The organism is Paenibacillus thiaminolyticus, from assembly GCF_007066085.1.
GTDB lineage: Bacteria > Bacillota > Bacilli > Paenibacillales > Paenibacillaceae > Paenibacillus_B > Paenibacillus_B thiaminolyticus.
Genome location: NZ_CP041405.1, coordinates 325637 through 350317 on the forward strand (window position 1 = coordinate 325637; position 24681 = coordinate 350317).

Consider the following 24681-nt stretch of genomic DNA (forward strand, 5'->3'; position numbering starts at 1 on the left):
AATTGCAAATAGGAAATTAACTTTCGGTTTTTTCACAAAAGGCAGGAGATAGTATGAGCGTGAAAAGTCAATTTCCCGACCATCGGCACAATTGGATTCATTTGGCGGGCGCCAGGGAAAATAATTTGAAAAACGTAACGTTGAGCATTCCAAAAAAGAAGATTACGGTGTTCACAGGCGTGTCCGGCTCCGGCAAATCCTCGCTCGTCTTCGACACGATCGCGGCGGAATCGCAGCGGCAGCTGAACGATACGTTCACCAGCTTCGTTCGCCATCGGCTTCCGCATTACGGACAGCCGGATGTCGATTCGCTAGAAAACCTCTCGGTCGCGATCGTCGTCGATCAGAAGCGCATTGGCGGCAACGCCCGCTCCACGGTCGGAACCGTAACCGACATCTATTCGCTGCTCCGGCTCCTGTATTCCCGCATTGGTAAGCCATTCGTCGGCTACTCCGACGTGTTCTCCTTCAACAACCCGCAGGGAATGTGCCCGAAATGCGAAGGGTTGGGAACGGTAGCTGCCATCCACGTCGAACGCCTGCTCGACCGGAACAAGTCTTTGAACGAAGGCGCGATCCAATTCCCGACCTTCCGGCCCGGCGAGTGGCGCTGGAAGCGCTACGTCTGCTCCGGCCTGTTCGATAATGACAAGAAGCTCCGAGATTATACGGAGGAAGAATGGGACACGCTCTTGTACAAGACGGATGTGAAAATCAAGGATCCGGGGCCCGGGTGGCCGCCGACCTCCAAATATGAAGGCATCATCCCGCGCTTCGAGCGGAGCTTCCTCGCCAAGGAATCCGAGGAGGCCAAGACGCGCTACAAGGAAGAGTTCGACCGCATCGTAACGCGGGGGCGGTGTCCGATCTGCCACGGTGCCCGGCTTCAAGCGAGTGTGCTGAATTGCACAATCAACGGCAGAAGTATTGCCGATTGCGCGGCGATGCAAGTTACCGATCTCGTTCCCTTCATGCGCGCAATCGATGTGCCTGCCGCCGCCACAGTCGTCTCCGCTATTCTTGAACGGCTGGAGAGCCTTATCGGCATCGGACTGGGCTATCTCAGCCTGAATCGCGAGACCTCCACGCTGTCCGGCGGCGAATCGCAGCGGGTCAAGATGATTCGTCATCTGGGAAGCAGTCTGACGGACATCACTTATATTTTCGATGAACCGAGCATCGGCCTGCATCCCCGTGATGTCCATCGGCTGAATACGCTGATGCAGCAGCTTCGGGACAAGGGCAATACCGTGCTTGTCGTCGAGCATGATCCTGATGTGATCGCGATCGCTGATCACATCGTCGATATGGGGCCGGAAGCTGGCTCCAAGGGCGGCCGGATCGTCTATGAAGGCAGCCTGGAAGGGCTGGCCGCCTCCGGGACGCTCACCGGGCGGCATCTCGGCCATCGGCCGCCGCTCAATCAGGTGCCCCGGCCGCCGCAGGGATGGCTCGCGATCGAGCGCGCTTCGCTGCATAATCTGAAGGATGTCAGCGTGAAAATACCACAGAGCGTGCTGACGGCCGTCACCGGAGTCGCCGGCTCCGGGAAAAGCTCGCTCGTGAATGGGGTGCTGCCTCAATTCTATCCGGAAGCCGTCTTCATCGATCAAGGGGCGCTTCGCGGCTCCAAGCGCTCCAATCCCGCGACGTATACCGGAATCATGGATCCAATACGGAGCCTGTTCGCTCAAGCGAACCGGGTGAGCGCTTCGTTGTTCAGCTTCAATTCGGAGGGGGCCTGCCCGGAATGCAAAGGGCTCGGGAAAACCTATACCGACCTGGCCTTCATGGATCCGATAGTCAGCGTCTGTGAAGTATGCCAAGGCCGCAGATTTACCGAGGACGTGTTGCAGCATACGCTGCGCGGCAAGCATATCGGCGACATATTGGAGATGAGCGTGGCGGAAGCGAAGGAATTTTTCCGGGAAGATGCGATACGGCCTGTCCTGGAGCGGTTGAGTGATGTCGGGCTGGATTACATTACGCTTGGGCAGCCGCTCAGTACCTTATCCGGAGGGGAAAGACAACGGATTAAGCTCGCCGCAGAGATGGAGTGCGGAGGTCAAATCTATGTATTCGATGAGCCCACGACCGGATTGCATATGTCCGATGTCGCACGCCTGATCGGTCTGATGAACCGGCTGGTCGATAATGGCAGCACGGTGATCGTCATCGAGCATAACCTGGATGTCATCAGTCAGGCTGATTGGATTATTGATATGGGCCCCGGGGCCGGGCATGAAGGGGGACAGGTTATTTTTGAAGGTACTCCGGAGAAGCTGATTCACTGCCGTCATTCCATAACAGGTCAATATGTGCAACGGCATGTCCACGTGTAGCAACCAATCCGTTGGACCGTCACGATGGGTAACTTTTCATGGGCAAAAGCAAGAATCAAGTGAAGGCGTTTATGATTTTGGTTGACTGGATCGCACGATGGACAAGCTTCATGAAGAAGAAGAACAGCCAGACCTGTGAAGGAACAGGCTGTTCTTTTTTCTATCCGGTGCGAAGTCTTTTGCGAAGCTGCTTTAAGGGTTGGTTTCTTCTTCCGCCCATGCGCATGCGCTGCTGCGTCAATCCGACGGCTGCCGCGCCGACGCCAATCGCTAATAAAGACCAAAGCGTTTTCCGATTATTCCAATTCTTTAGAAACCCAAACATTCCGTTCATCCCGATCCCACCCCCTTAACGGAACTTGAATAATGGCATTCGCACACCATTCTTATTGTGCGCCCGCATCGGCGGTCACATGCAAGGAATCCTTTCCGGCTACAACGGATTATGAACTCACGCCTTATGGCTAAGGCTCGGCTGTCATAATTTCGTCGCTACAGGGAATGATAGTCTCACAGGGGATCCGATACCGCAGGAGGAATTCGGCATGAAGAACCGTGTGATAGCACTTATTGTCTTCACTTTATTATGCTCATGCTTCCCGGCAACAATCCGGGCAGAGTACAGGACGGAACGAAAAGCGGCCGCTGCGTTTGTCCGGGGCAACGATCTGTGGCTTGCGGGCTGTATCATCTTGCAACGGGCCGGATACGCCAGGCCGGACAGGGGCTGAACGCACAGTGGTCGCCATCGCGCAATTTATTGGCTTTTCAATCGAAAGAGCCTCGTCGTACCCTCTACGTCATCGACGGAGGTCAAGCGGCTGTCTCGCCGTATCGCGGACCAAGTCGGCAATTATCCCTGGCAGCCGGATGGCACAAGTCTCTTATACTCTAAGGAATCCCGCCTGCTTGCGGACGGAAAATGGCCGGTAGACGGAAAATTGAAGGCTATGGACGGGAAGCGACCGGCAATAAGCGGCTTACGGTAATGACCGGCATGCCGTCGCTTCTGCAAAAAACATATACGCCATCGGGAAATGCCGATCGGGATCTCGCGTGGTTGGACCAGGATACCCTTGTCGCAGCCCGGGCGAAGGAAGCCGTCTGGACCGGCGATCCAAGTGACGAGGTCATTAGCTGCCCAGGGATGATTCCGGATGCCGAAGCAGGGAAATAACATGAAAAAAGCCGCAGATTCATCTGACGGCTTTGTTGTATTCCGCTCACGGCATTTGCCCAGATATGTATAATATCGGTATGATAGAAGGAGCTATAACTAGTTCCATAAAAGCGGGGCTCATATAAGGAGGATATGATCCTGTGCCGAATATACACGATATCGCGAAAAAAGCCGGGGTATCGGTCTCGACCGTATCCAGAGTGCTGAACAATTACAAATATGTGTCTGAAGAAAAAAGAAAGGCCGTTCAGCGGGTTATCGATGAATGGAGCTTCGCTCCCAACCGCAATGCGATTGGCTTGATTCGAGGGGAAACGAGGATGATCGGGGTTATCATGCCCTACAACAACAATCAGGCCTTCGATCAGATGCTGCATGGCGCCTTGAACCGATCCCGGGAACTGGATTACTCTGTCGCCGTGCTGCCGACCAAATACGATAAGAACAAAGAGCTGGAATATCTTTATATGCTGAAAAATAAATGGCTCGATGGCGTGATTATCACCTCCCGGGCGAATGATTGGGAACAGATATTGCCTTATGTCGAGTATGGGGCGATCATTGCTTGCGAATTCACTGAGCATCCGGAGATTGGATGTGCTTATATCGATCGATATGCCTCTTATGTCGACTCCTTTCAATTTTTAAAGGAGAAGGGGCATCAAGCCGTGGCCTTCACGACGGCACGCGGATGGGAGAGCAAGAGCACACAGCAGACCATCGCGGCGTATGAGAACGTATTCGGAGCGGTTCCGGACCGGTACTTCATCTCGGATTGCTATTCGTTCGAGGATGGATATCGAGCTGCCGAGAAGCTGCTAGGCCTTAGCGATAGGCCGACGGCCATCTACGCCAACGGGGATGAGGTGGCGGGCGGGATGTACCGGTATGCTGCATCGGCCGGACTGACTATTCCGCAAGATGTGGCCATACTAGGGCAGGAGAATCAACCGATCGGAGTCGCTCTTGATCTGTGCTCCGTCGACCATCGGCTTGTCCAGGTCGGCGAGCAGGCCTTCGACCTGGCGGTGCGGCGTTCGCGCGACAAGGTGAACATACCTTACCGGATTATTAAAAGATCTTCGGTATAATATTTCATTTCAAGGCTTGATCTGAAATCCATTTCATCCTGTACCATAGATTGTGAATAAGGATAGGGGAGGATGAATGGCATGTATCAAGCTTTTCTCTTTGATCTGGATGGCACGATTATCGATTCGGAGATGATAGGGCTTCGTGCGCTGCAAGAGACGCTGGCCGAGCTGGGTCTCACGTATCAGCTGGACGAGCTTCGCTTCTCGCTGGGAATTCCTAGCTACAAAACGATGGAAATGTTAAACGTGAAAGACATTCCTGCCGCCATAAAAATCTGTGTAGAGAAAGAAAAACCGTATATGAGCAAGGTTCCCATTTTCGAGGGAATGCGAGACGTCATTGCCAAGCTTCCGGCTTGCGGGATCGTAACGTCCAAGACGGCGGAGGAAATGAATGACAGCTTCTATTTGCTCGGCATCGATCATTATTTTCAAGCGGTTGTGTGCGCCAGTGATACGAGCAAGCACAAGCCCAATCCGGAGCCGCTCGAATTGGGGCTGCGGCGAATGGATTGCACCGCGGATAACGCGATTTATATCGGGGACTCGATCTATGATATGAAGTGCGCCAAAGCGGCGGGAGTCGATTTCGGCCTCGCGCTGTGGGGGGCGAAGTCGGCATCCGGATTCGAGGACGCCCGGTATATTTTTGAGACGCCACACGATATTATGAAGCTGCTGGATGAGTCGGCTAAGAGCGAACTTGCGAAGAAATGATATTTGCGATCGGCAGAGGCCATCCTTGTTCGGATGGCCTCACACGAACTCCGTTGTCAAGGCTTTTCTCTACGTTAAAATAATTGCTCCAGGAAAGGCTTTTCCAAGCTTGCTGTGACGGATTGCCGATGGCTGCCGATGCGGGTGACAATCGGCATCTTGTTGGCTAGCGCATGAGCGGCTGTGTCGCGAATGCGTCCGGCCAGCTGCGCCGCGTCCGTGGAGATGGCGAATTGGGGCAGACCGATGGAATGGGCGAAATCGAACGATTTGATGGTCAGGTCGAACCGTTTCATTAGCTGCAAATAGGTTTCATACGAATGAACTTCCGCATCGTACACTACTTTGTCGGGAGCGGCAATCTTATCGCACAGCCGCTTGCATGCCTCCCGGTCTTGACCCCATACCGGATACACATATATTTTTCGTCGATGAGGAAGCGGGCTGCGGAAGCCACCTGATTCTCGACGTATGCTTCAAACGCTGGCAGGGACGAGAGCATGGCCGGATCGCCGCTTACCCTCACCCGATCCATCGCGGCGCCCATTTGCCGCATATATTCGAATGTCCATGGTCCGCGTACGCCGCAGTATACCGCATGATCGACAACTTCTTTCACTTTCAGGCACAACTCTTTGCCCTCGGGAGGAGCACTGGAACCGAAGCTGAACGGGTGCAGGCGATCATGGCCGCTGGCCAAATGATTACGCGCTTTTGTTGCCGTACAGCGTCATGCAATATATTGAGATAGCCTGGTATGAGCAGGGAACCGCCCCCCATTACTATCATGTCATACTTTGTCATATCCTTGATGTCGACTCCAGGGATTGAAGGAATGATCAGATACTCCTCCGGGCTCAAATGAAGCTTCGCCAATTGCTCGAACATGGCCCGCATCCATTCATCGCCCAGATTGTTGAATCCAATCCATCCTAACTATAATACTTTTTTCACGTTGATATCACACTCCTGTCATTGGGTTCGGGCTTGGACAGCCGAATAGATTGCATCCATCCGCGCAACGATCTTCTGGATATCGAAATGATTCAATATCCATCTTCGGCCTTGCGAACCGATTTCCTCAAGCGCGTCTCGATCCGCTAATGCGATTTTCAATGATTCGGTTACTGTTTCTTCCGTCGCCTGACGTACAGAATCGTGGTCGCCGAAATAATAGTCCCACGCTTGTCCATACACAGATGGCTCGACCAGGCCGAAGAAGCCATGGTTGCCGATCGCCAGCACAGGCTTCCCGCAAGCCAACGCTTCGAGGGCAACGCGGCCGGTGCCGACGACGATATCCCCAAGCGCGTAATATTCACGGATCTTCGTCTGATTCCCGGCCATATGAATAAAGGGTTGTCCGGTATCTTGATGAATGGTATTGACCATCTCGTTAATTTCGGAGAATTGGATGCCGTCGCCGACCACGACCAGATGCACATTCGGCACCTCCGCTTTGCGCAGCCGTTCGGCGGCCCTTATTAACATCGTGCAGACGATGGCCTTGTCCCAAGCGAGCCGGCTTGCATAGACGACAACGTTCGCATCATCCGGAATCCGGAGCGACTTCCGCAGTTCATGAGAGCGTGCCGGGTAGAACTCCTCCGGGTCGACCCCGTTCGGCACTACCAGGGAAGGTATCCCATGATGTTGCAAATAGCGATGCACAGGCTTGCTCACACTGATAACCGCGTCGCTATGTTGAGCCGTCCGGATAAGCTGTTCCTCGGGATAATAAGCCCCGTGAACCGTAAAGACGACAGGTATGCCCAGTTCTTTGGCGGCCATAGCCGCATACATTCCCGATGGAGTTTGATGAACATGGACGACATCGATTTTGCGGTGCAGCATAATCTGCTTCAAGGTGCGGCTTGTCTGCTTCTGCGAGCAGTCCAGCATGAAGGCGCCCGCTGTTAAATCGACGGCATGAATCGGGCATGCCGCTTGGGCGAAGGAATTGTACACTAAGCCGCTAGCTCCGGCGTATACCGGTTTTACCCCTAATGTTTGCAGTCCTTTAACCAGACTTGACACATGCGTTTCCGTGCCGCCGACGGCCAAGCTATCCATCACTATCAGCACTCGGTAGGCTTTAGTTCTCATTGCGCTTCAGCCGATCTTTTCCAAAATATTTCCGGGACCGCTGATTCAGATGCGTGCGGAAGTAATACAGGATATCGGGCATATTTTCGATATTCAGGGGTTTCACGTTCATTCACGTTCACTGCCCTGGCTATAAATTCATAGTCCTCCGCGCCTTCTATTCTCCTGGTATGACCGCCGATCCGATCGAACAGCTTCCCGCGGAGCATGATGGTTCCATGGCATACACCGTGGCCGCCGTTGGCATATGTCTTGCGTATTTGTTCCCTGTACCGGATCCAGCCCGCTTTTGATTTCTGCTCCAACAGGTTGTGCTCGAACACTTCATAGTTGGTTCCCGCCAGCTCGATCTCCGGACGGTCCTGCAAAAAGGACACTTGCCGCTCCAGGCGTTCATGATGTGAAATATCATCCGCGTCCTGGGCAGCGATATATTCTCCGGAAGCCAAATATAAGCCGGTGGTCACCGCCCCGGCATAACCGATATTGCGGGGCAGGGGCACCGTAATAAATGTCCGGTCGGCCAATTGCTCCCAATTGTCTTGCAACCAGTTCTCCACTTGCAGCACAGAATCGTCTGTCGAGGCATTATCGACGAGAATGATTTCCCAGTTCGGGTACGTTTGCCGTAAGATGCCCTCCAGGCAATCTGTCAAAAAGGCTGATTTGTTATAATTCGTAATCACGATGCTTACGAGACCGGGCACTCTTGGGCAGGTCATCATTTCTCACCACCTTCTTCCTATTGAATTTGGAACGAAATAACTTGATTCAGATGCACGAGCACCATCGATCCATCCGATTCCCTGATTTCTGCATAGTTCGCTCCGACCTCGGTTATAATGCCTTGAATCGTTCCCCCGTACGAGTGTCAATTCAACCTGGCGATGAACGTATCTGTCGATGTTTACTTTCAATTTCACAAAATTTCACCTGCTTTTCAATTGCACATTAATAGAGTATAGAAAAAGGAGAATGTTTGACTAAACTTCTCTCTATCTTTTGGCAAAGTTGTTCGTTTGAACGATAAAATGTGATGGGAGAGGGAGAAAATGAAAGAAAAAAAGAACATCTGTCTCAGATGTCCTTCAATAAAGGCCGGATTCCGCTCAGGCGCGGGTTCGTTCGAGCCACTGCTTCGCCGCGAGCGTGAGCAGCGCCAGGGCGGCCAGCAGCGAGGCCGAGGCGAACGCGGCCGAGAACTGGTACTCGTTATACAGGATTTCCACATGCAAGGGAAGCGTGTTCGTCTCGCCGCGAATATGGCCGGAGACGACCGATACGGCTCCGAATTCGCCCATGGCGCGGGCGTTGCAAATGATAATGCCGTAGAGGAGCCCCCATTTGATGTTCGGGAGCGTAATGTGGCGGAACATTCTCCATCCCTTCGCGCCAAGCGTGGCCGCCGCTTCTTCTTCCAGCGTGCCTTGAGCTTGCATGATTGGGATAATCTCTCGCGCCACGAAGGGGAAGGTGACGAACAGCGTGGCGAGCACGATGCCCGGGAGCGCGAACACGATCTGCACGTCATGCGCCGCCAGCCAGGAGCCGAACCAGCCATGGGCCCCGAACAGCAGAATGAAGAGGAAGCCCGCAATGACCGGAGAGACGGAAAAGGGCAGGTCGATGAGGGTAATGAGCCATTGCTTGCCGCGAAAGGCGAACTTGGTCAGGCACCATGCGGCGGCGATGCCGAATATCGTATTCAGCGGGACGACGATAAGGGCCGTGATGAGTGTCAGCCGGATGGCCGCCAGCGCGTCCGGCTCGGCCAGCGCCGCGAAGTAGATGTCCGCGCCCCGCTTGAACGCCTCTGCGAAGACGGCCGCGAGCGGGAGCAGCAGGACGAGACCGATGAAGGCGAGCGCGACGGCGATAAGCAGCCTGCGGATGAGCGGGGATTCGGTCGTGCAGCCGGCGCGAGGCGTAAGCTTGCGCGAGGCTGGCGGCGGGGAAGGGGAGATGGTAGCGGACGGAGAAGCGGCCATGCGTTAATCCTCCTTCAGGATGAAAGTAATCTCATAACGGGCGGCGGCCCATGAATGAATCCGGCAGGCGTTCATGCGCTTCATAGCGAGGTCATGCGCCGCGCCGCCTTCCATTGCAGCGTATTGATAAGCAGCTGCAGCAGGAAGGACAGGATGATCATAACGAGCGCGACGGCGGTGGCGCCTGCGTAATCGTATTGTTCCAGCTTAGTCATGATGAGCAGCGGAGCAATCTCGGTCTTGTACGGCATGTTGCCGGAGATGAAGACGACCGAACCGTATTCTCCGATGCCGCGGGCGAACGCAAGCGCGAATCCCGTCAGGAGCGACGGAAGGAGCTGCGGCACGATAATGCGGCGGAAGACGGCCAGCCGCTTCGCCCCGAGCGTGGCGGCCGCTTCCTCGACCTCTGTCTCCCATGACTCGAGCACCGGCTGAACCGTGCGGACGACGAAGGGGAGACCGATGAAGACGAGGGCGATTGCGATCCCGATCGCAGAGTAGGCGCTCGGGATGCCGATCGCGTACAGCCAGCGGCCTATCCAGCCGTTCTCGGCGTAGATCGCCGTGAGCGCGATGCCCGCAACTGCGGTCGGCAGGGCGAAGGGCAGATCGATAATCCCGTCGATCAGCCGCTTGCCGGGAAATGTGTAGCGCACGAGCACCCAGGCGACGACAAAGCCGAACACGACATTGACCAATCCGGCGGCGAACGCTGTCGCGAAGCTGATGCGGTAGGCCGCCAGCACGCGCTCATCGAAGACGGCAGCCCAGAAGCTGCTCCAGTTCAGCTCAAGCGACTTCAGCACGACGGCGGACAGAGGGATGAGCACGAGCAGCGACAAATAGCCGACGGTAAATCCGAGCGTGATGCGGAACCCGGGAAGAACCGCATACGGCTTGCCTTTAGGCGGGGTCCGCTTTGGGGGTGGTGTGGCAGTCATCGGGCATTGGCGCCTCCTTTTTCCAAGTGATTGAACGTTTACCGTTTATAGATTTCGTCGAACATCGCGCCGTCGGCGAAATGCTTCTTGTGGGCCTCGGCCCAGCCGCCGAACTGCTCCTGAATGGTCAGGAGATTCACTTGCGGGAAGCGCTGCTCGTACTTGGCGGCAACGGACTCCAGCCGCGGCCGGTAATAATGCTTGGCGGCGATGTCTTGCCCTTCCTCACTATACAAATAGTCGAGGTAAGCTTCCGCCGCTTGGCGTGTTCCCCGCTTATCCACGATCTCGTCGACGACGGCGACCGGCGGCTCCGCCAGAATGCTTAGGCTCGGCACCACGATCTCGAATTTATCCTTGCCCAGCTCGTTGGTGGCCAGAAATGCCTCGTTCTCCCATGAGATCAGCACGTCGCCGATGCCGCGCTCCACGAAGGTGGTCGTCGCTCCGCGCGCGCCGGAATCGAGAACGGGCACGTTGCGGTAGAGGCTGCGCAGCCATTCCTGGGCCTGCTCTTCCTTATTGCCGCTTGCCGCGAGCGCATAGCCCCAGGCGGCAAGGTAGTTCCAGCGCGCACCGCCCGAGGTCTTCGGATTCGGCGTGATGACCTGGACATCCTGCTTTACGAGATCATTCCAATCGCGGATGCCTTTCGGGTTGCCCTTCCGCACGAGGAAGACGATGGTAGAATAATAAGGGGCGCTGTTGTCTCTTAAGCGCTTCTCCCAGCCGTCCTTGATTAGGCCGGCCTGTTGGATGGCATCGATATCATAAGCCAGGGCGAGGGTAACGACGTCCGCCTGCAGCCCGTCGATAACGGAACGCGCTTGCTTGCCGCTGCCGCCATGGGATTGCTTCACGGTGACAGACTGACCCGTCTTCTTCTGCCAATAAGCCGCAAACGCCTTATTGTAATCGGCATACAGTTCACGCGTCGGGTCGTAGGATACGTTCTGAAGCACGATTGGCTCCGTGCCGCCGCTGCCGTCCGTTCCGCCCTGGGCGTCCGTCTTCGCGCCGCCGGCTCCGCTTCCGCAGGCGGCGGTCAGGCTCAAGGCCGCGACGAGTGCCCATAGCGTCGCTTTTTTTCGGTATGGTCTGCCGTTCATCTTCCATGCTCCTCTCTCTCGGCCGCTTGATTGCTTATCGCTGCGCCGTATCATAACCGCAGCAAATGAGGTGTGTACGCCCATTTTACCACGCAACTCCGATGGGACAACTTGGATATTCGAGCGTATGCATGTATGGTATCAGCCCTGTGGAGCCATAGTCAATAAAGATTTGCAGGAATGCAACTTATTCCCACCATCGTCAGAAGGAGCGGTATTCTCTGTCGCGAAAACGTTTCATATCCGTGCCGATCCGGTTGAATAAGGACCGGTTTATTCCAAATTGCGCATATGAAACAGAGGCGATATCTCTTCGCGAATCCGATCGAGGAAAATCTATGCGTAAGCAAGAGAGCGAGAATTCGGCGCTGTGGTTCGATCGCTAAGGTTCGAAAAGCAACGGTTTAAGCAGGACAAACCAATTTCTTCGACAGAAGATCTTGCGGACCGGGAAGGTAAACAACTGTATACGAAAGTCATAAGAAATCTCTTTGCACGGGGCAGAAGGTCTCTTATTGTTAAAGTGAAGGCGCTTACATAAATGACTTCGAAGGCTTCGAGTCCTGTGCTGGAAGGGAGGGAATTGATAATTGCCGGGCGCGAGGCAGTCGTGCCTAGAGAAGCAGCATAGGGATTGTAAACCACACTCAGGAGGGAAAAAGATGGTGTCTTTGAAAAAGAGAATATCCATGGCCTTATGCATGATGATGCTGATTACCTTCATCCCGGTCCCGAATGCGCATGCGGCCGGGAACGAGCCGGAGCTTCGCAATCTGGCCAAGGATTCCACCTATGAATGGTCGGAGGCGCCGGATTACCGCTACCCGGATACCGGTAACAAGCTGACGGACGGCAAAACCGGCGGCACGAACGTGCTGGACCCGGCGTGGACCGGACATTTGCAGAAGCAGACGCGGGAGATCGTATTCGATCTGGGAGAAGCCAAGTCCATCTCCAGCATCAAGTCCCACTTCCTTCAGGATTGGCCCGGATCGGCCATCTTGTTCCCATTGACGGTATCGATGTATGTCTCGAACGATAACGTGAATTGGGGAGAGGTATCCCACAAGGCGACCGAGCTGCTGTGGGTGGACGGTCCGCCCGCAGAGCAGTACTATGTGTGGGACGGAAGCAAGGACGGCATTCCTGCGGCGGGACCAGACGCCAAAATGGCTTATGCGCGCTACGTCAAAGTAATGTTCTCGATGCACCCGAAAGCCTGGACCTTCCTCGACGAGATCGAGATTATCGGAGCGGACGGCAAGCAGGAGGGCGCCACGGAGGTGCCGGCGAAGTCGTTCGAATATTTGCGCCCGGGCGCGGATACGGCGGGGATTCGCAATCTGTCGCTCGTCTATAACGGATACTACAGCGATATGCCGGAATGGACGAAGGACAATTTGCTTCCCGAGATTGGCTATGTCAATAAAAATGGCGAGCTTACGGACTGGTTCTTCGATGGCGTGCTGATGCTCGGCCTGAAGTCGCCCGAAGGACGCGATTTCGGCGTTGACTCCCTCCTGCCGGACTGGAAATGGTATCTCGATAAAACCTTCAAGCCGCAAGGCGATATGAGCCAGTTGAATGAAGCGGTGAAGGAAGTCGGCCAGAAGCTGAAGCAGCCGGACTACAAGATGAAGGTTGTGGCGATGATCCCGCTTCCGGCCGAGCATGTGACGGACTTCGGCGATGTGGACGGGGACGGCGTATCCGAGAACTTCAATGAAGGAAGTGTCGGCCGGGAGCAGGCGCTGGCCAATCGGCAGAAGGCGGTCCGCTGGTGGATCCAGGAAGTCCTCCAGCGTTGGGAGGAGAACAATTACTCGAACCTGGAGCTTGTCGGCCTATATTGGCTGGATGAGTCGCTTAGCACCAGCGAATCGGGTCCGGATTTCGTCCGCATGGTCAATGCCGATGTGCATGCGCAGGGCTTGACATCGTTCTGGATTCCGCACTCCATGGCGTATAAGGCCTATATGTGGCGAGATGTCGGACTCGATGCGGCAGCCTACCAGCCGAATTATTTCTTCGAGCCGTTGTCTATCGATCGTCTGGTGGACGGAGTCACAACGGCGAAGCGGTTCGGCATGGGCGTCGAACTCGAGTTCGACAACCGTATGCTGAAGGACGAGGCATTCCGCAAGCGGTTCCATGAATATCTCGATGCTGGTTATGAGTATGGCTTTGCTGGCCCAGACACGTTCAAGGCGTACTACAAAGGAAGCGGCCCGGTGCTGCGCGATGCGGCGAACAGCCAGGATGCGCAAATTCGCGAGCTGTACGACAGACTGTATCAATTCGCGAACGGCAACAACACAGGCGGCAATACCGCGCCCGCAGCGTCGGATGCCTCGTTCCGGACGGCGGCGAATACCCCGGTAAGCGGCACGCTCACGGCCAGCGACAGCGACGGGGATGCGCTGACATACAGCATTGTGGACAATGGTACGAAAGGCAAGGCCGTGGTGACGGATGCGGCGGCCGGCGCCTTCACCTACACGCCGAACGAGGGAGAGACAGGCACGGACACGTTTACTTACAAGGCGAATGACGGCCAATCCGATTCGAATACCGCCACCGTAACCGTAACTATCGATTCAGCAGCGGCAGGATGGCAGACCCAATTGACAGGGGCAAGCAACGTTCAGCCCGGGGAGAAATTCACCGTCACGTACGGCTTGAACGGCGGCTCGGAGAACATCTATGCGCAGGATATTCGAGTCGAGTATGATCCGGCCTTCATGGAATTGATGTCCGTCAAACCGATCAAGAATGGCATCAGCCTCATCGATAGCGACAAGAAGACGCCGGGCAAGCTGCATCTGATTGTGGCCAGCCAAGGCGAGGGCAACGCGGTGAATGGCACGGCGGATCTGCTGGTGCTGACCTTCCGCGTGAAGAAGGAGACAGGCTCGAACACCGGCGTCATCTCAATCTCCAGCGCGGTGCTCGGCGACGAGCAGGGGCGGGAAGCGCAGGCGACGCCCTCTTCGAAGACGATTCAAGCCGGGGCATCACTTCCCGGAGACTACAATGGGGACGGGAAGGTAACCGTTGGCGATCTGGCTATCGTCGCCTCTCATTACGGCAAGACGAAGCATAGCCCGGACTGGGAGCAGGTGAAGCATATGGATGCGAACGGCAACGGGAAAATCGACGATCAAGATTTGGCCTTCGTCAGCCGCAAGCTGATGAACTAGAAGGGGCCGACACGAGCTAAGCGCTTCCGCTTAGTAGGTGTCGGCTCTTTTGCGCTATGACCACTGGCTGTGACGGGACGGGGAGAGCTTCGCATGCCCCGATTTTGATGGCTACTGCTGTTCAAGCCTGTCGAGCATGAGCCGGTAACTTCCGTTGCCATAGTGCAGGATTCGCTTGACACGCGAAATAATGGCCGTGCTTGCGCCGGTCTCCGCTTCAATCTCCATATACGTGCTGCCGTTCAATAGCATTTTGGCAACTTCCAGCCGTTGGGACAAGGCCTGCAATTCTTTTGGAGTCGTCAAGTCTTCGAAGAAATCATAACATTCCTCCATGCTTTGCAGTTTCATAATGATCTCCAGCAATTGCTCGATTGCCGGATCGCCGGAACGCTTGGCATACATATCGTCCTATCAACTCCAATTCGAAATGAATACCACGAATGCGCATACTCCTTATTTTTTGACAAGAAGCCGCCTTTTTCCTTCTGTTTGTTCAAAAAACATTCACAAATTCAAAAAAACCAGTTGGATGCTATTTTGGTGCTTTACTGCGATATCGCAACGGTGCGGTTTACCCCTGCTGGATTCATGCACATATGTGCTGCCGCGGCTATTCCGCCGTGCGTTGGAGCAGACTCGCGTTCGAGTACGCTTTTGCTAGATATTGGAATGCATCATATACTTTCATTGGCAACAATCAAGCGAGTGTAGGAGGGTGTTTATGAAAAAACAAGCGGTAACCGACAGAACGGAGCAAGAAATTTTCCCGATCCAGGACATCGACTACATTGAATTTTATACGGGGAACGCGAAGCAAGCCATGCACTATTTCGTCAAAGGCTATGGATTCCGGCCTATCGCCTTTTCGGGCTTGGAGACCGGCAACCGTGATCAAGTATCGTATGTTATCGAGCAGAATAAAATTCGGTTCGTTCTCTCCGGCGCTCTCTCCGACAGTCATCCGATTGCCGAGTTCGTCAAATTGCACGGCGACGGGGTCAAAGATGTCGCATTGCGGGTCAGTAATGTTGAAAAGGCTTACAAGGATGCGGTATCACGCGGCGGAATCGCCATTATGGAACCGGCTGAATATTCGGATGAGCACGGCAAGGTCAAAAAAGCGGTTATCGGCACGTATGGCGACACGATTCATACATTGATAGAGCGGGACGATTATAACGGATTGTTCCTGCCTGGGTATCAGTCGATTGAAGATAGCCTGCCGCACCAGCCGGCCGGACTGATCGGCGTCGACCATGTCGTCGGCAACGTGGAGCGAATGGACGAATGGGTTACTTACTATGAAAAAGTGATGGGCTTCAAGCAAATGATTCATTTCGATGATGAGGATATCAGCACGGAATATTCGGCCTTGATGTCCAAAGTGATGCATAACGGAGGCAGAATCAAATTCCCGATTAACGAGCCGGCGACCGCCAAGCGCAAATCGCAGATCCAGGAGTATCTGGAATATTACAACGGGCCTGGGGTGCAGCATCTGGCCTTGCTTACGAATGACATCGTATCGACCGTGACGGCACTCCGCGCGAACGGGGTGGAGTTCCTTAGCACGCCGGATTCCTACTACGATATGCTGACCGCACGGGTAGGACAGATCGATGAGGATATCGCCAAGCTGAAGGAACTGAAAATTTTGGTCGACCGCGATGATGAAGGCTATTTGCTGCAAATCTTCACGAAGCCGCTTGTCGACAGACCGACGCTGTTCTTCGAGATCATTCAGCGCAAAGGAGCCGTCGGCTTCGGCGAAGGCAATTTCAAGGCCTTGTTCGAATCGATCGAACGGGAGCAGGAACGGCGCGGCAACTTATAGACCCGCGCCGCAGGAAGGAGTAGAAGCCGCATGGATATTGCACCGCACGAGCTGCACTGGAGAGACGCCTACAAGCTGATGATAGGCTCCATCCTGCCGCGTCCGATTGCTTTTGTGTCCACGATCGATCCGAACGGTACGGCCAATCTGGCTCCGTTCAGCTTTTTTACGGCCATCTGCGCGGAGCCGTTCCTGATCGGCTTCGCCCCGATGCGCCGCGGGACGGACGGCCGCAAAAAAGATACGCTTGTCAATATTGAAGCGACCGGCGAATTCGTCGTCAATATCGTCGGTGAACAGATCGTCGAGCCGATGAATGAGACCGCCGCCGAATTCGAACCGGATGTGGATGAGTTCCAGGCGGCGGGCTTGACCCCGATCTATAGCCAGCTCATTCGTCCATACCGGGTGAAGGAAAGCGGTATCCAGATGGAATGCGTGCTCCATGATATCCTTCATTTCGGCGATCAGCCGGGCGCCGGCAGTTTCGTCATCGGCAAGGTCGTGCTGATGCATATAAGCGACGAGCTGTACGCCGACGGCAAAATCGACATGGAGAAGCTGCTTCCGATCGGGCGCATGGCTGGCCATGTCTACACCCGGGCCGTCTCCGACACATTTATGCTGGAGCGAAAAAAGTAGCGGCATACGGAAAGCGGGAGGTTCTATGAAGTTCGTAACATTTGACACCGGAACCGGCACGCCGCGCTCCGGTTGGCTGCGGGAGGGCTGCGTCATCGACATGCAGGCCGTCAGCGAAGGCCGGCTGCCTGGCGAATTGCTGGAACTGGTGCGCTCTCACGAGGATTATATGGAGGAGGTCAAGCGAATCGACCGCCGCCTTGGCGCTGGTGCGGAGTCGCTGCTCGCGCATGCAGGCGTCTATCCAGTGAGAGACGTCGCCTTGCTCGCGCCGATTCCGAAGCCGCCGAGCGTCCGCGATTTCTATGCCTTCGAAGCGCATGTGATCGCAGCAAGGCGGCGGCGGGGGCTCGATATCGTGCCGGAATGGTACCAATTCCCGGTGTTCTATTTTAGCAATCATCAGGCCATCGTCGGCCCGGACGCGATTATCCGCAGACCGGCCGCCACCGCCGCTCTGGATTATGAGCTGGAGGTGGCCTGCGTTATCGGCAAGGAAGGACGCGATATCAGGGCAGAGGAAGCGGACGCCTATATTTTCGGCTATTGCATCCTGAACGACTGGAGCGCGCGCGATCTCCAGCGGGAGGAGGTCAAGGTCGGCCTCGGCCCGGCCAAGGGCAAAGACTTCGCCACGTCGCTCGGTCCGTATCTGGTCATCAGGGACGAGCTGGAGAGGCACCGCGCAGGCGGGCGCTACGAGCTGGAGATGGCGGCCCGCGTCAACGGAATCGAGCTGTCGCGCGGCAATCTGCGCGACCTCCATTATACGTTCGGGGAGATGATCGCGCGGGCTTCGGCTGACGCCACGCTCTACCCCGGCGATATTATCGGATCGGGCACGGTCGGGACCGGCTGCATTCTCGAGCTGGGACCGGACGTGCACCGCTGGCTGGAGCCCGGCGATGTCATCGAATTGGAAGTCGCGGGACTCGGCTTGCTGCGCAACACCATCGGTTGAAGCGGCGAAGAAGCCGCGCTCGACCGGTGCTGAATTGAGAGAGAGGAGGATTCATGTCATGGCCTATTATCGCCGTATGGGAGACATTCCGGGCAAGAGGCATACGATGTTCCGCAAGCCGGACGGCACGCTGTACCGTGAGCAAGTCATGGGAACGAAGGGCTTTTCCGGCATTCAGTCGATCTTGTATCACCATTATCCGCCGACGGCTGTCGGCAAGGCGGAAGTGTACGCCGCCTTCGACATTGAATTCGAAGAGCAAGGAGCGCTGCGCCACCGTCATCTGCTGACAGGCGACTGTTCGGATACGGGCGATGCCGTTGCAGGCAGACGCTATATGCTGGGCAACGAGGATTTGCTCATCGCCATTGCGAACGTCGATCGGCCGATGGATTATTTCTACCGGAACGGGGACGGGGACGAGCTGTTGTTCGTGCATGAAGGGGAGGGCACCGTAGAGACGATGTTCGGTACGCTCCGTTATCGGCCGGGAGATTATATTGTCATCCCGATCGGCACGATCTATCGCGTCATTCCGGAGCCGGGGCGTACGAAGCTCTTGGCCGTGGAGACGAACAGCTGGATTACGACGCCGAATCGCTACCGCAACGCGCATGGCCAGCTTTTGGAGCATAGCCCTTTCTGTGAGCGGGATTTCCGCGGTCCGGAGAAGCTGGATACTTATGCCGAGCTCGGCGAGTTCGAGGTAAGAACGAAGTCTAGGGGACATATCCACCTGCATATGTTTAATCATCACCCGTTCGATGTCGTAGGCTGGGACGGGTATTTGTATCCGTGGATTTTTAACATAGCCGATTTCGAGCCGATTACGGGCCGCATTCATATGCCGCCGCCGATTCATCAGACCTTCGAGGGGAATAACTTCGTCATCTGCTCCTTCGTTCCCCGGTTATACGATTATCATCCCGAGGGGATTCCGGCCCCTTATTTCCACAGCAATGTAGATAGCGACGAGGTGCTCTATTATGTCAGGGGCAACTTCATGAGCCGCAAGGGCGTTAAGGAAGGGTCCATCACCTTGCATCCGTCGGGCATTCCGCACGGCCCGCATCCCGGCAAGATCGAAGACAGTATCGGCAAAAAAGAAACTACGGAGCTTGCAGTCATGATCGATACGTTCCGGCCGCTGCGCGTCGTCAAGCAGGCACTGGCGTATGAGGATAGCCAATATATGTACAGCTGGTGTGCCGATTCGCAGGAAGCATCGCGGACTGTGTAAAACAGGTGCAAGATATGCCGATGAAAGGAGCGCATGGCATGAAGCAGCATGGGAAAGTCGTGCATTCCGCCGCCGAGGCGATAGAGGGGATTCAGGACGGAGCCACCTTGATAGTGGGCGGATTCGGCCTGTGCGGTATCCCCGAGCTGGCCATTGCGGCGCTGAGAGACAGCGGCGTGAAGAATCTGACCGTCGTCAGCAATACTTGCGGCGTGGACGACTGGGGGCTAGGCCTCCTGCTCCCGAACCGCCAGATCAAGAAAATGATCGCCTCGTATGTCGGGGAGAACAAAACGTTCGAGCGCCAGCTGCTGAGCGGCGAGCTGGAGGTGGAGTTCGTTCCGCAGGGCACGCTGGCTGAGCGCATCCGTGCGGGCGGAGCCGGCATCCCGGCTTTCTACACGGCGACGGGCGTCGGCACGATGGTGGCGGAAGGCAAGGAGCATAGACAGTTCAACGGCCGCACCTACTTGATGGAAAAGGCGATTGTCGGCGATTATGCGTTCGTGAAGGCGTGGAAGGGGGATTCATTCGGTAACCTGGTCTACCGGAAGACGGCACGGAACTTCAATCCGCTGGCAGCGGCTGCGGGCAAGATTACGATTGCCGAGGTGGAGGAGCTGGTCGAGCCGGGACAATTGGATCCGAATGATATTCATACGCCCGGCATCTATGTGCAGCGGGTGCTCCACGGAACCGGGTACGAGAAGCGGATTGAACGGCGCGTCGTGCAGCCGGCGACGCTCGGAACGGGGGGATTCTCATGAGTGACGCACGCGAGGCCATCGTCCGGCGGGCCGTGCTGGAGATTAAGGACGGGATGGCGGTCAATCTCGGCATCGGCATACCGACCCTGATTGCAGGAATCATTCCGCCGGAGTGCAATGTGCTGCTTCATTCCGAGAACGGCCTCCTGGGCCTCGGTCCATATCCTCAGGAAGGGAGCGAGGATCCGGATCTGATTAACGCGGGTAAGGAGACGGTGACCGTCGTGGAGGGCGCCTCCTATTTCGACAGCGCCGAATCGTTCGCCATGATCCGGGGCGGACATATCGATCTCGCCATTTTGGGCGGAATGGAAGTATCGGTGCGGGGTGATCTGGCGAATTGGATGATCCCCGGCAAAATGATCAAGGGCATGGGAGGCGCTATGGACCTGGTGAACGGCGCCCGGCGCATCGTCGTCATTATGGAGCATGTGAACAAGCACGGCGAACCCAAGATCAAGCGCGAGTGCAGCTTGCCGTTGACAGGCACCCGAGTGGTCGACCGGTTAATTACCGATTTGGCCGTGTTTGATTTTACTGAAGAAGGCATGGTCTTGATCGAGACGCAGCAGGGAGTTGACGTAGAAGAGATTCGGCACAAAACCGAGGCGCCGTTCCGGGTAAGTCCCGCGTTGGCGTCCCGGGCATCGGAGTAAAGGAGCAAGGAGGATATTCTATGCAAGTCTCTGTCAAGATTCCGACGAGAAAAGAAATCGAACCATTAGGCGTATACGTCCCGGGCAAACCGATTGAAGAGGTAAAAAGGGAGTTCGGCCTTACTGACATTATCAAGCTCGCGTCCAATGAAAATCCGTACGGCTGTTCGGAGCTGGCCACCCAGGCCGTCGTACGCGGGATGGAGAAATGCGCCCTGTATCCGGAAGGCACCGCCCCGGAATTGGCGGCGAAGCTGTCCGCGCGCCTTGGCGTGGCGCCTGAGTATTTCATTATCGGCAATGGGTCCGACGAGATCATTCGCTTATTGACGCGGAGCTATATTGCAGCAGGGGACGAAGCCGTTATGGCCGATGTCACGTTCTCCCGCTACGAGACGAACGTCCTCATCGAGGGCGGCGTTCCGGTAACGGTGCCGCTTATCGACGGCGTTCATGATCTGGCCGGCATGCTGAAGGCGATATCCAGCAGGACGAAGATGATCTTCGTATGCAACCCGAACAATCCGACGGGGACGATCGTGGGACGCAGCGAGCTGCTTGCCTTCATCGAGCAGGTGCCGCGCCATATTATGCTGGTCATCGACGAGGCTTACTACGAATATGTGTCCGATCCGGACTATTTGCAGACCGTGCCGCTCCTGGCCAGCCATCCGAATCTGGTCATCCTGCGCACGTTCTCCAAAATCTACGGTCTGGCGGCGCTGCGTGCAGGCTACGGCATGATGCAACCGAGCATCGTGCAAGAGCTGATCAAAGTGAAGGAGCCGTTCAACTCGAACCGGATGGCGCAAGCCGCGGCAAGCGCCTCATTGGACGATCCGGCGTTCGCCGCCGACTGCGCGCGGCGGAATGAGGCGGCCAGAACGAATCTGGTCGCGGAACTGAAGCAGCTGGGGCTGTCCTGTTATCCTTCGCATGCCAATTTCCTGATGGTGAAGCTGGACCGCTCCGGAGATGATGTCTTCCAGTCCTTGCTGGCACAGGGCGTCGTGGTGCGCGCGGGCAGTCTGCTCGGCTATCCGGACACGATCCGCGTATCCATCGGAACGGAGCAGGATAACCAGGTGTTCATCGAGGCCCTGCGGACTATTCTAGGACCTGGCGGCCAGTCGGCGTAAGCGAAGCGGGAAGCATTCTCTTGCCTATCTAGTATCTAGTGCATAGGGTCTTTGAATGATCTATTGCACTGCGTCTGTGATAATCTTGCTTAGCGGAATGGGGGTGACGTTCTGACGGACGTCGTTATTGCGAGCGCCGTGCGAACGCCGATCGGCGCGTTCATGGGCGGATTGAGCGAAGTACCGGCTGTCGAGCTGGGAGCGCTGGTCATCGCGGAAGCGCTGCAGCGGGCCGGGCTGCGCCCGGAAGCGGCGCAAGAGGTGATGATGGGCAATGTGCTGCAGGCGGGCATCGGCCAAGGTCCCGCTCGTCTGGCCGCGATGAAGGCGGGCCTGCCTTGCGAGGTGCCGGCCGTAACAATCAATAAAATATGCGGGTCGGGGCTGAAAGCGGTCATTATGGCCGCACAGGCCATCAAGGCGGGCGACGCGGATCTTATCGTCGCCGGCGGCATGGAGAATATGTCGATGGCGCCTTATTTGCTGGCGCAAGGAAGAGCCGGTTATCGGCTGGGGGACGGAGTGGTCGTGGATAGCGTCCTCAAAGACGGGCTTACCTGCTCGATCTGCGGCATCCATATGGGGCAGACCGCGGAAAATATCGCAGCAAAGTATCAGATTGCGAGGGAAGAACAGGATGCTTTTGCCTTGATGAGCCAGCAGAAAGCCAGCGAGGCATGGGAGCGCAGCGAGTTCTCCGCCGAGATCGCGCCGGTGGACATACGGACCAGGAAGGGTCTGACGAGGATCGAAGCCGATGAGCATCTGCGTCCGGATGTGACGGCCGCTAGCCTGGCGCGTCTCAAGCCTGCCTTCCAGCCGGACGGCACGGTGACGGCCGGCAATGCCTCCGGGATTAACGACGGGGCGGCGGCGCTTGTCATCTGTTCCGGCCGTACGGCGAAGCAGATGGGGCTGCCGGTGCTTGCGCGCATCCGCGCTTACGCCTCCACAGGCGTGGATCCGGCCTTGATGGGCATGGGTCCTGTATCGGCCGCGCAAGCGGCGTTGAAGAAGGCCGGAATGTCGATCGCGGATATTGACGTGGCGGAATTGAATGAAGCTTTCGCCGCTCAGTCGATCGCCGTCATCCGCGAGCTCGGGATCGATCCGGCGCTTGTCAATGTGAACGGGGGCGCCATCGCGCTCGGGCATCCGATTGGCGCCAGCGGTGCGCGCATTCTGGTGACGCTGCTGTATGCAATGAAGCGCAGGCAGGCGTCCACCGGACTTGCGGCCCTGTGCGTCGGCGGCGGTCACGGCGTCGCCGTCGTCGTCGAGCAAAGGTAACATATCAATATAGGTGCACCTCCGATTCTCCTTGGGTCGGAGGTGTTGTCGTTTGAACGTTTGATCGCAAGGCACAGTAGAGAGGCAGCTGCCTTACTGCGTGGAGCGATTTTTTTACACACAGAAAATAATTGAAAACTACAAGAATGACCTATGAAATAATGAAAATAAATGATAAATTAATATACCGTCCGGAGTGTGCGTATGATGAACATGAACATCAATGGAAAAGAGGAAATGGATAGTGGAACTAGGTATAAGCACGTTTGTCGAGACAACACCTGATGTCAACACGGGAACAACGATAAGTCACGCGGAGCGGCTGCGTGAAGTAGTGGAGGAGATTGTGCTCGCGGATCAGGTAGGACTGGATGTATATGGGGTAGGTGAGCATCATCGTCATGATTTTGCGGCATCATCTCCTGCGGTTGTATTAGCTGCTGCTGCTTGTAAAACAACGAAAATTCGGCTGACGAGCGCTGTCATGATTTTGTCGTCTGCTGATCCCGTACGTGTATTTCAAGATTTTGCAACACTTGATGGCCTGTCTAACGGACGGGCGGAGATTATGGTCGGCCGAGGCTCCTTTCTCGAATCATTCCCCTTGTTCGGTTACGATCTGGACGATTATGAAGAGCTGTTCGATGAGAAGCTGGAGCTGCTGCTGCACATTCAGAAGTCGGAAAAAGTCAGTTGGAGCGGGAAGCATCGCCCAGCGATCCAGGATCTGGGCATTTATCCGCGCCCCGTACAGGATCCTTTGCCGGTCTGGATTGGAAGTGCAGGAAGTCCGGAATCCGCGATTCGTGCAGGGGCAATGGGCCTTCCATTTGTTCTCGCCATTATCGGAGGAGTGAAGCCGCTCGACTACGCTTCACAGGTTGAGCTGTACAAGAAAGCGGCTGCCGAAGCTGGTCACGATGTAACCCGTCTGCCGATTGCTTCTCATTCCCACGGTTTTGTGGCGAAGAATCAAAAGCAAGCAATCGAAACGTTCTTCCCGTCTACATTTGCCAGAACGAACGTGAGAGCCGCTGAAAAAGGGGCGCCTCCGTACACGAGAGCAGACTACGACGCGGCCTGCAGCTTGGAAGGCGCCCTATATGTTGGCGACCCGGAAACGGTAGCCCAAAAAATTATTCATCTTCGCAAGCATGTTGGCGTTACCAGATTCATGTTACATATGCCGCACGGTACAATGCCTCATGAAGAGGTCATGGAAGCGATACGGCTATTCGGAACGGAAGTAGCGCCTCGTGTAAGAGAAGAGGCAGCACGTTGGGAGCAACATCAATTGTTGAGCTAGATTCGAATAGACGCTGCCTGGATGAGGCAGCGTCTATTATCGTTTCTGAACGTTGTTCCCATAACACGACATATATGAAGGTATTGGCAATGTAACATGCCATTGTCATGACAGCAGGAGCAGATGTTGATAACGTTCGAAGAAGCAAGATATGCTGGCAGCT

At 55.8% G+C, this 24681-nt stretch carries 23 protein-coding genes; 15 read left to right on the forward strand and 8 right to left on the reverse strand.

All coding sequences use genetic code 11. The annotated features are described in order from the left end of the window. Positions 1-53 precede the first annotated feature (53 nt). The 5 genes from FLT43_RS01345 (at position 54) to FLT43_RS01365 (ending at position 5333) form a co-directional block, all read left to right on the forward strand. On the forward strand, positions 54-2342 hold the full coding sequence (locus FLT43_RS01345) for an ATP-binding cassette domain-containing protein (RefSeq protein WP_087443687.1): 2289 nt from the start codon (positions 54-56) through the stop codon (positions 2340-2342). A gap of 38 nt (positions 2343-2380) precedes the next feature. Beyond that, complete coding sequence (locus tag FLT43_RS29880) at positions 2381-2695, forward strand: hypothetical protein (protein ID WP_244951370.1); 315 nt, start codon at positions 2381-2383, stop codon at positions 2693-2695. A gap of 569 nt (positions 2696-3264) precedes the next feature. After that, positions 3265-3519, forward strand: coding sequence for a hypothetical protein (locus tag FLT43_RS01355; protein ID WP_087443685.1), 255 nt, complete (start codon positions 3265-3267; stop codon positions 3517-3519). Positions 3520-3662: 143 nt separating this feature from the next. After that, complete coding sequence (locus FLT43_RS01360) at positions 3663-4613, forward strand: LacI family DNA-binding transcriptional regulator (RefSeq protein ID WP_087443684.1); 951 nt, start codon at positions 3663-3665, stop codon at positions 4611-4613. A gap of 81 nt (positions 4614-4694) precedes the next feature. Next, a complete protein-coding gene (locus FLT43_RS01365) occupies positions 4695-5333 on the forward strand; it encodes an HAD family hydrolase (RefSeq protein ID WP_087443949.1) in 639 nt (212 codons plus the stop codon). Positions 5334-5407: 74 nt separating this feature from the next. Here FLT43_RS01365 and FLT43_RS29885 read toward each other — a convergent pair whose 3' ends face one another. The 7 genes from FLT43_RS29885 to FLT43_RS01395 form a co-directional block, all read right to left on the reverse strand. Beyond that, on the reverse strand, positions 5408-5749 hold the full coding sequence (locus tag FLT43_RS29885; protein WP_244194278.1) for an aldo-keto reductase family protein: 342 nt from the start codon (positions 5747-5749) through the stop codon (positions 5408-5410). Next, positions 5674-5952: a polysaccharide pyruvyl transferase family protein gene (locus FLT43_RS29890; protein ID WP_244194277.1), complete on the reverse strand. Its 279-nt coding sequence runs from the start codon at positions 5950-5952 to the stop codon at positions 5674-5676. Before FLT43_RS29890 ends, FLT43_RS29885 begins: the two co-directional genes overlap by 76 nt. A gap of 353 nt (positions 5953-6305) precedes the next feature. Next, entirely contained in the window at positions 6306-7439 is a 1134-nt protein-coding gene (locus FLT43_RS01375; RefSeq protein ID WP_087443683.1) for a glycosyltransferase, read from the reverse strand. Next, positions 7436-8164 (reverse strand): glycosyltransferase family 2 protein, encoded by a 729-nt coding sequence (locus FLT43_RS01380; protein WP_307719683.1) that lies wholly within the window; start codon positions 8162-8164, stop codon positions 7436-7438. The genes FLT43_RS01375 and FLT43_RS01380 overlap by 4 nt, the downstream gene beginning before the upstream one ends. Positions 8165-8548: 384 nt before the next feature. Beyond that, complete coding sequence (gene cysW, locus FLT43_RS01385; protein ID WP_087443682.1) at positions 8549-9427, reverse strand: sulfate ABC transporter permease subunit CysW; 879 nt, start codon at positions 9425-9427, stop codon at positions 8549-8551. A gap of 80 nt (positions 9428-9507) precedes the next feature. Then, entirely contained in the window at positions 9508-10371 is an 864-nt protein-coding gene (gene cysT, locus FLT43_RS01390; RefSeq protein WP_087443681.1) for a sulfate ABC transporter permease subunit CysT, read from the reverse strand. Between the two features lie 38 nt (positions 10372-10409). Then, the gene (locus tag FLT43_RS01395; RefSeq protein ID WP_087443680.1) at positions 10410-11480 is read right to left on the reverse strand and encodes a sulfate ABC transporter substrate-binding protein; all 1071 of its coding nucleotides are present in this window, start codon (positions 11478-11480) and stop codon (positions 10410-10412) included. Positions 11481-12142: 662 nt separating this feature from the next. Here FLT43_RS01395 and FLT43_RS01400 point away from each other — a divergent pair. Further along, on the forward strand, positions 12143-14680 hold the full coding sequence (locus tag FLT43_RS01400; RefSeq protein WP_087443679.1) for a DUF4855 domain-containing protein: 2538 nt from the start codon (positions 12143-12145) through the stop codon (positions 14678-14680). A 111-nt stretch (positions 14681-14791) separates the two neighbouring features. Here FLT43_RS01400 and FLT43_RS01405 read toward each other — a convergent pair whose 3' ends face one another. Then, entirely contained in the window at positions 14792-15085 is a 294-nt protein-coding gene (locus FLT43_RS01405; RefSeq protein ID WP_087443678.1) for a YerC/YecD family TrpR-related protein, read from the reverse strand. 319 nt (positions 15086-15404) lie between these two features. Here FLT43_RS01405 and hppD point away from each other — a divergent pair, with 319 nt between their 5' ends. The 9 genes from hppD to FLT43_RS01450 all read left to right on the forward strand — a co-directional run bounded on the left by hppD (position 15405) and on the right by FLT43_RS01450 (position 24518). Then, on the forward strand, positions 15405-16517 hold the full coding sequence (gene hppD / locus FLT43_RS01410) for a 4-hydroxyphenylpyruvate dioxygenase (RefSeq protein WP_087443677.1): 1113 nt from the start codon (positions 15405-15407) through the stop codon (positions 16515-16517). A 30-nt stretch (positions 16518-16547) separates the two neighbouring features. After that, positions 16548-17159 (forward strand): flavin reductase family protein, encoded by a 612-nt coding sequence (locus FLT43_RS01415; protein ID WP_087443676.1) that lies wholly within the window; start codon positions 16548-16550, stop codon positions 17157-17159. A gap of 25 nt (positions 17160-17184) precedes the next feature. Further along, on the forward strand, positions 17185-18120 hold the full coding sequence (locus tag FLT43_RS01420; protein ID WP_087443675.1) for a fumarylacetoacetate hydrolase family protein: 936 nt from the start codon (positions 17185-17187) through the stop codon (positions 18118-18120). Positions 18121-18178: 58 nt separating this feature from the next. Beyond that, a complete protein-coding gene (locus tag FLT43_RS01425; protein ID WP_087443674.1) occupies positions 18179-19360 on the forward strand; it encodes a homogentisate 1,2-dioxygenase in 1182 nt (393 codons plus the stop codon). Between the two features lie 38 nt (positions 19361-19398). Next, complete coding sequence (locus tag FLT43_RS01430) at positions 19399-20127, forward strand: CoA transferase subunit A (RefSeq protein ID WP_087443673.1); 729 nt, start codon at positions 19399-19401, stop codon at positions 20125-20127. Further along, the gene (locus FLT43_RS01435; protein WP_087443672.1) at positions 20124-20783 is read left to right on the forward strand and encodes a 3-oxoacid CoA-transferase subunit B; all 660 of its coding nucleotides are present in this window, start codon (positions 20124-20126) and stop codon (positions 20781-20783) included. Before FLT43_RS01430 ends, FLT43_RS01435 begins: the two co-directional genes overlap by 4 nt. Positions 20784-20803: 20 nt before the next feature. Next, positions 20804-21922 carry a histidinol-phosphate transaminase gene (gene hisC / locus FLT43_RS01440; RefSeq protein WP_087443671.1) on the forward strand — a complete coding sequence of 373 codons (1119 nt, stop codon included), beginning with the start codon at positions 20804-20806 and terminating at the stop codon, positions 21920-21922. A gap of 111 nt (positions 21923-22033) precedes the next feature. Beyond that, a complete protein-coding gene (locus FLT43_RS01445; RefSeq protein ID WP_087443670.1) occupies positions 22034-23212 on the forward strand; it encodes an acetyl-CoA C-acetyltransferase in 1179 nt (392 codons plus the stop codon). A 244-nt stretch (positions 23213-23456) separates the two neighbouring features. After that, the gene (locus tag FLT43_RS01450) at positions 23457-24518 is read left to right on the forward strand and encodes an LLM class flavin-dependent oxidoreductase (RefSeq protein ID WP_087443669.1); all 1062 of its coding nucleotides are present in this window, start codon (positions 23457-23459) and stop codon (positions 24516-24518) included. The last annotated feature ends 163 nt before the right edge of the window (positions 24519-24681 follow it).

Coding starts and splice junctions, on each gene's coding strand:
- FLT43_RS01345 (WP_087443687.1), top strand. CDS start 54: ATGAGCGTGAAAAGTCAATTTCCCGACCATCGGCACAATTGGATTCAT.
- FLT43_RS29880 (WP_244951370.1), top strand. CDS start 2,381: ATGGGCAAAAGCAAGAATCAAGTGAAGGCGTTTATGATTTTGGTTGAC.
- FLT43_RS01355 (WP_087443685.1), top strand. CDS start 3,265: ATGGCCGGTAGACGGAAAATTGAAGGCTATGGACGGGAAGCGACCGGC.
- FLT43_RS01365 (WP_087443949.1), top strand. CDS start 4,695: ATGTATCAAGCTTTTCTCTTTGATCTGGATGGCACGATTATCGATTCG.
- FLT43_RS01375 (WP_087443683.1), bottom strand. CDS start 7,439: ATGAGAACTAAAGCCTACCGAGTGCTGATAGTGATGGATAGCTTGGCC.
- FLT43_RS01380 (WP_307719683.1), bottom strand. CDS start 8,164: ATGATGACCTGCCCAAGAGTGCCCGGTCTCGTAAGCATCGTGATTACG.
- cysW (WP_087443682.1), bottom strand. CDS start 9,427: ATGGCCGCTTCTCCGTCCGCTACCATCTCCCCTTCCCCGCCGCCAGCC.
- cysT (WP_087443681.1), bottom strand. CDS start 10,371: ATGACTGCCACACCACCCCCAAAGCGGACCCCGCCTAAAGGCAAGCCG.
- FLT43_RS01395 (WP_087443680.1), bottom strand. CDS start 11,480: ATGAACGGCAGACCATACCGAAAAAAAGCGACGCTATGGGCACTCGTC.
- FLT43_RS01400 (WP_087443679.1), top strand. CDS start 12,143: ATGGTGTCTTTGAAAAAGAGAATATCCATGGCCTTATGCATGATGATG.
- FLT43_RS01405 (WP_087443678.1), bottom strand. CDS start 15,085: ATGTATGCCAAGCGTTCCGGCGATCCGGCAATCGAGCAATTGCTGGAG.
- hppD (WP_087443677.1), top strand. CDS start 15,405: ATGAAAAAACAAGCGGTAACCGACAGAACGGAGCAAGAAATTTTCCCG.
- FLT43_RS01415 (WP_087443676.1), top strand. CDS start 16,548: ATGGATATTGCACCGCACGAGCTGCACTGGAGAGACGCCTACAAGCTG.
- FLT43_RS01420 (WP_087443675.1), top strand. CDS start 17,185: ATGAAGTTCGTAACATTTGACACCGGAACCGGCACGCCGCGCTCCGGT.
- FLT43_RS01425 (WP_087443674.1), top strand. CDS start 18,179: ATGGCCTATTATCGCCGTATGGGAGACATTCCGGGCAAGAGGCATACG.
- FLT43_RS01430 (WP_087443673.1), top strand. CDS start 19,399: ATGAAGCAGCATGGGAAAGTCGTGCATTCCGCCGCCGAGGCGATAGAG.
- FLT43_RS01435 (WP_087443672.1), top strand. CDS start 20,124: ATGAGTGACGCACGCGAGGCCATCGTCCGGCGGGCCGTGCTGGAGATT.
- hisC (WP_087443671.1), top strand. CDS start 20,804: ATGCAAGTCTCTGTCAAGATTCCGACGAGAAAAGAAATCGAACCATTA.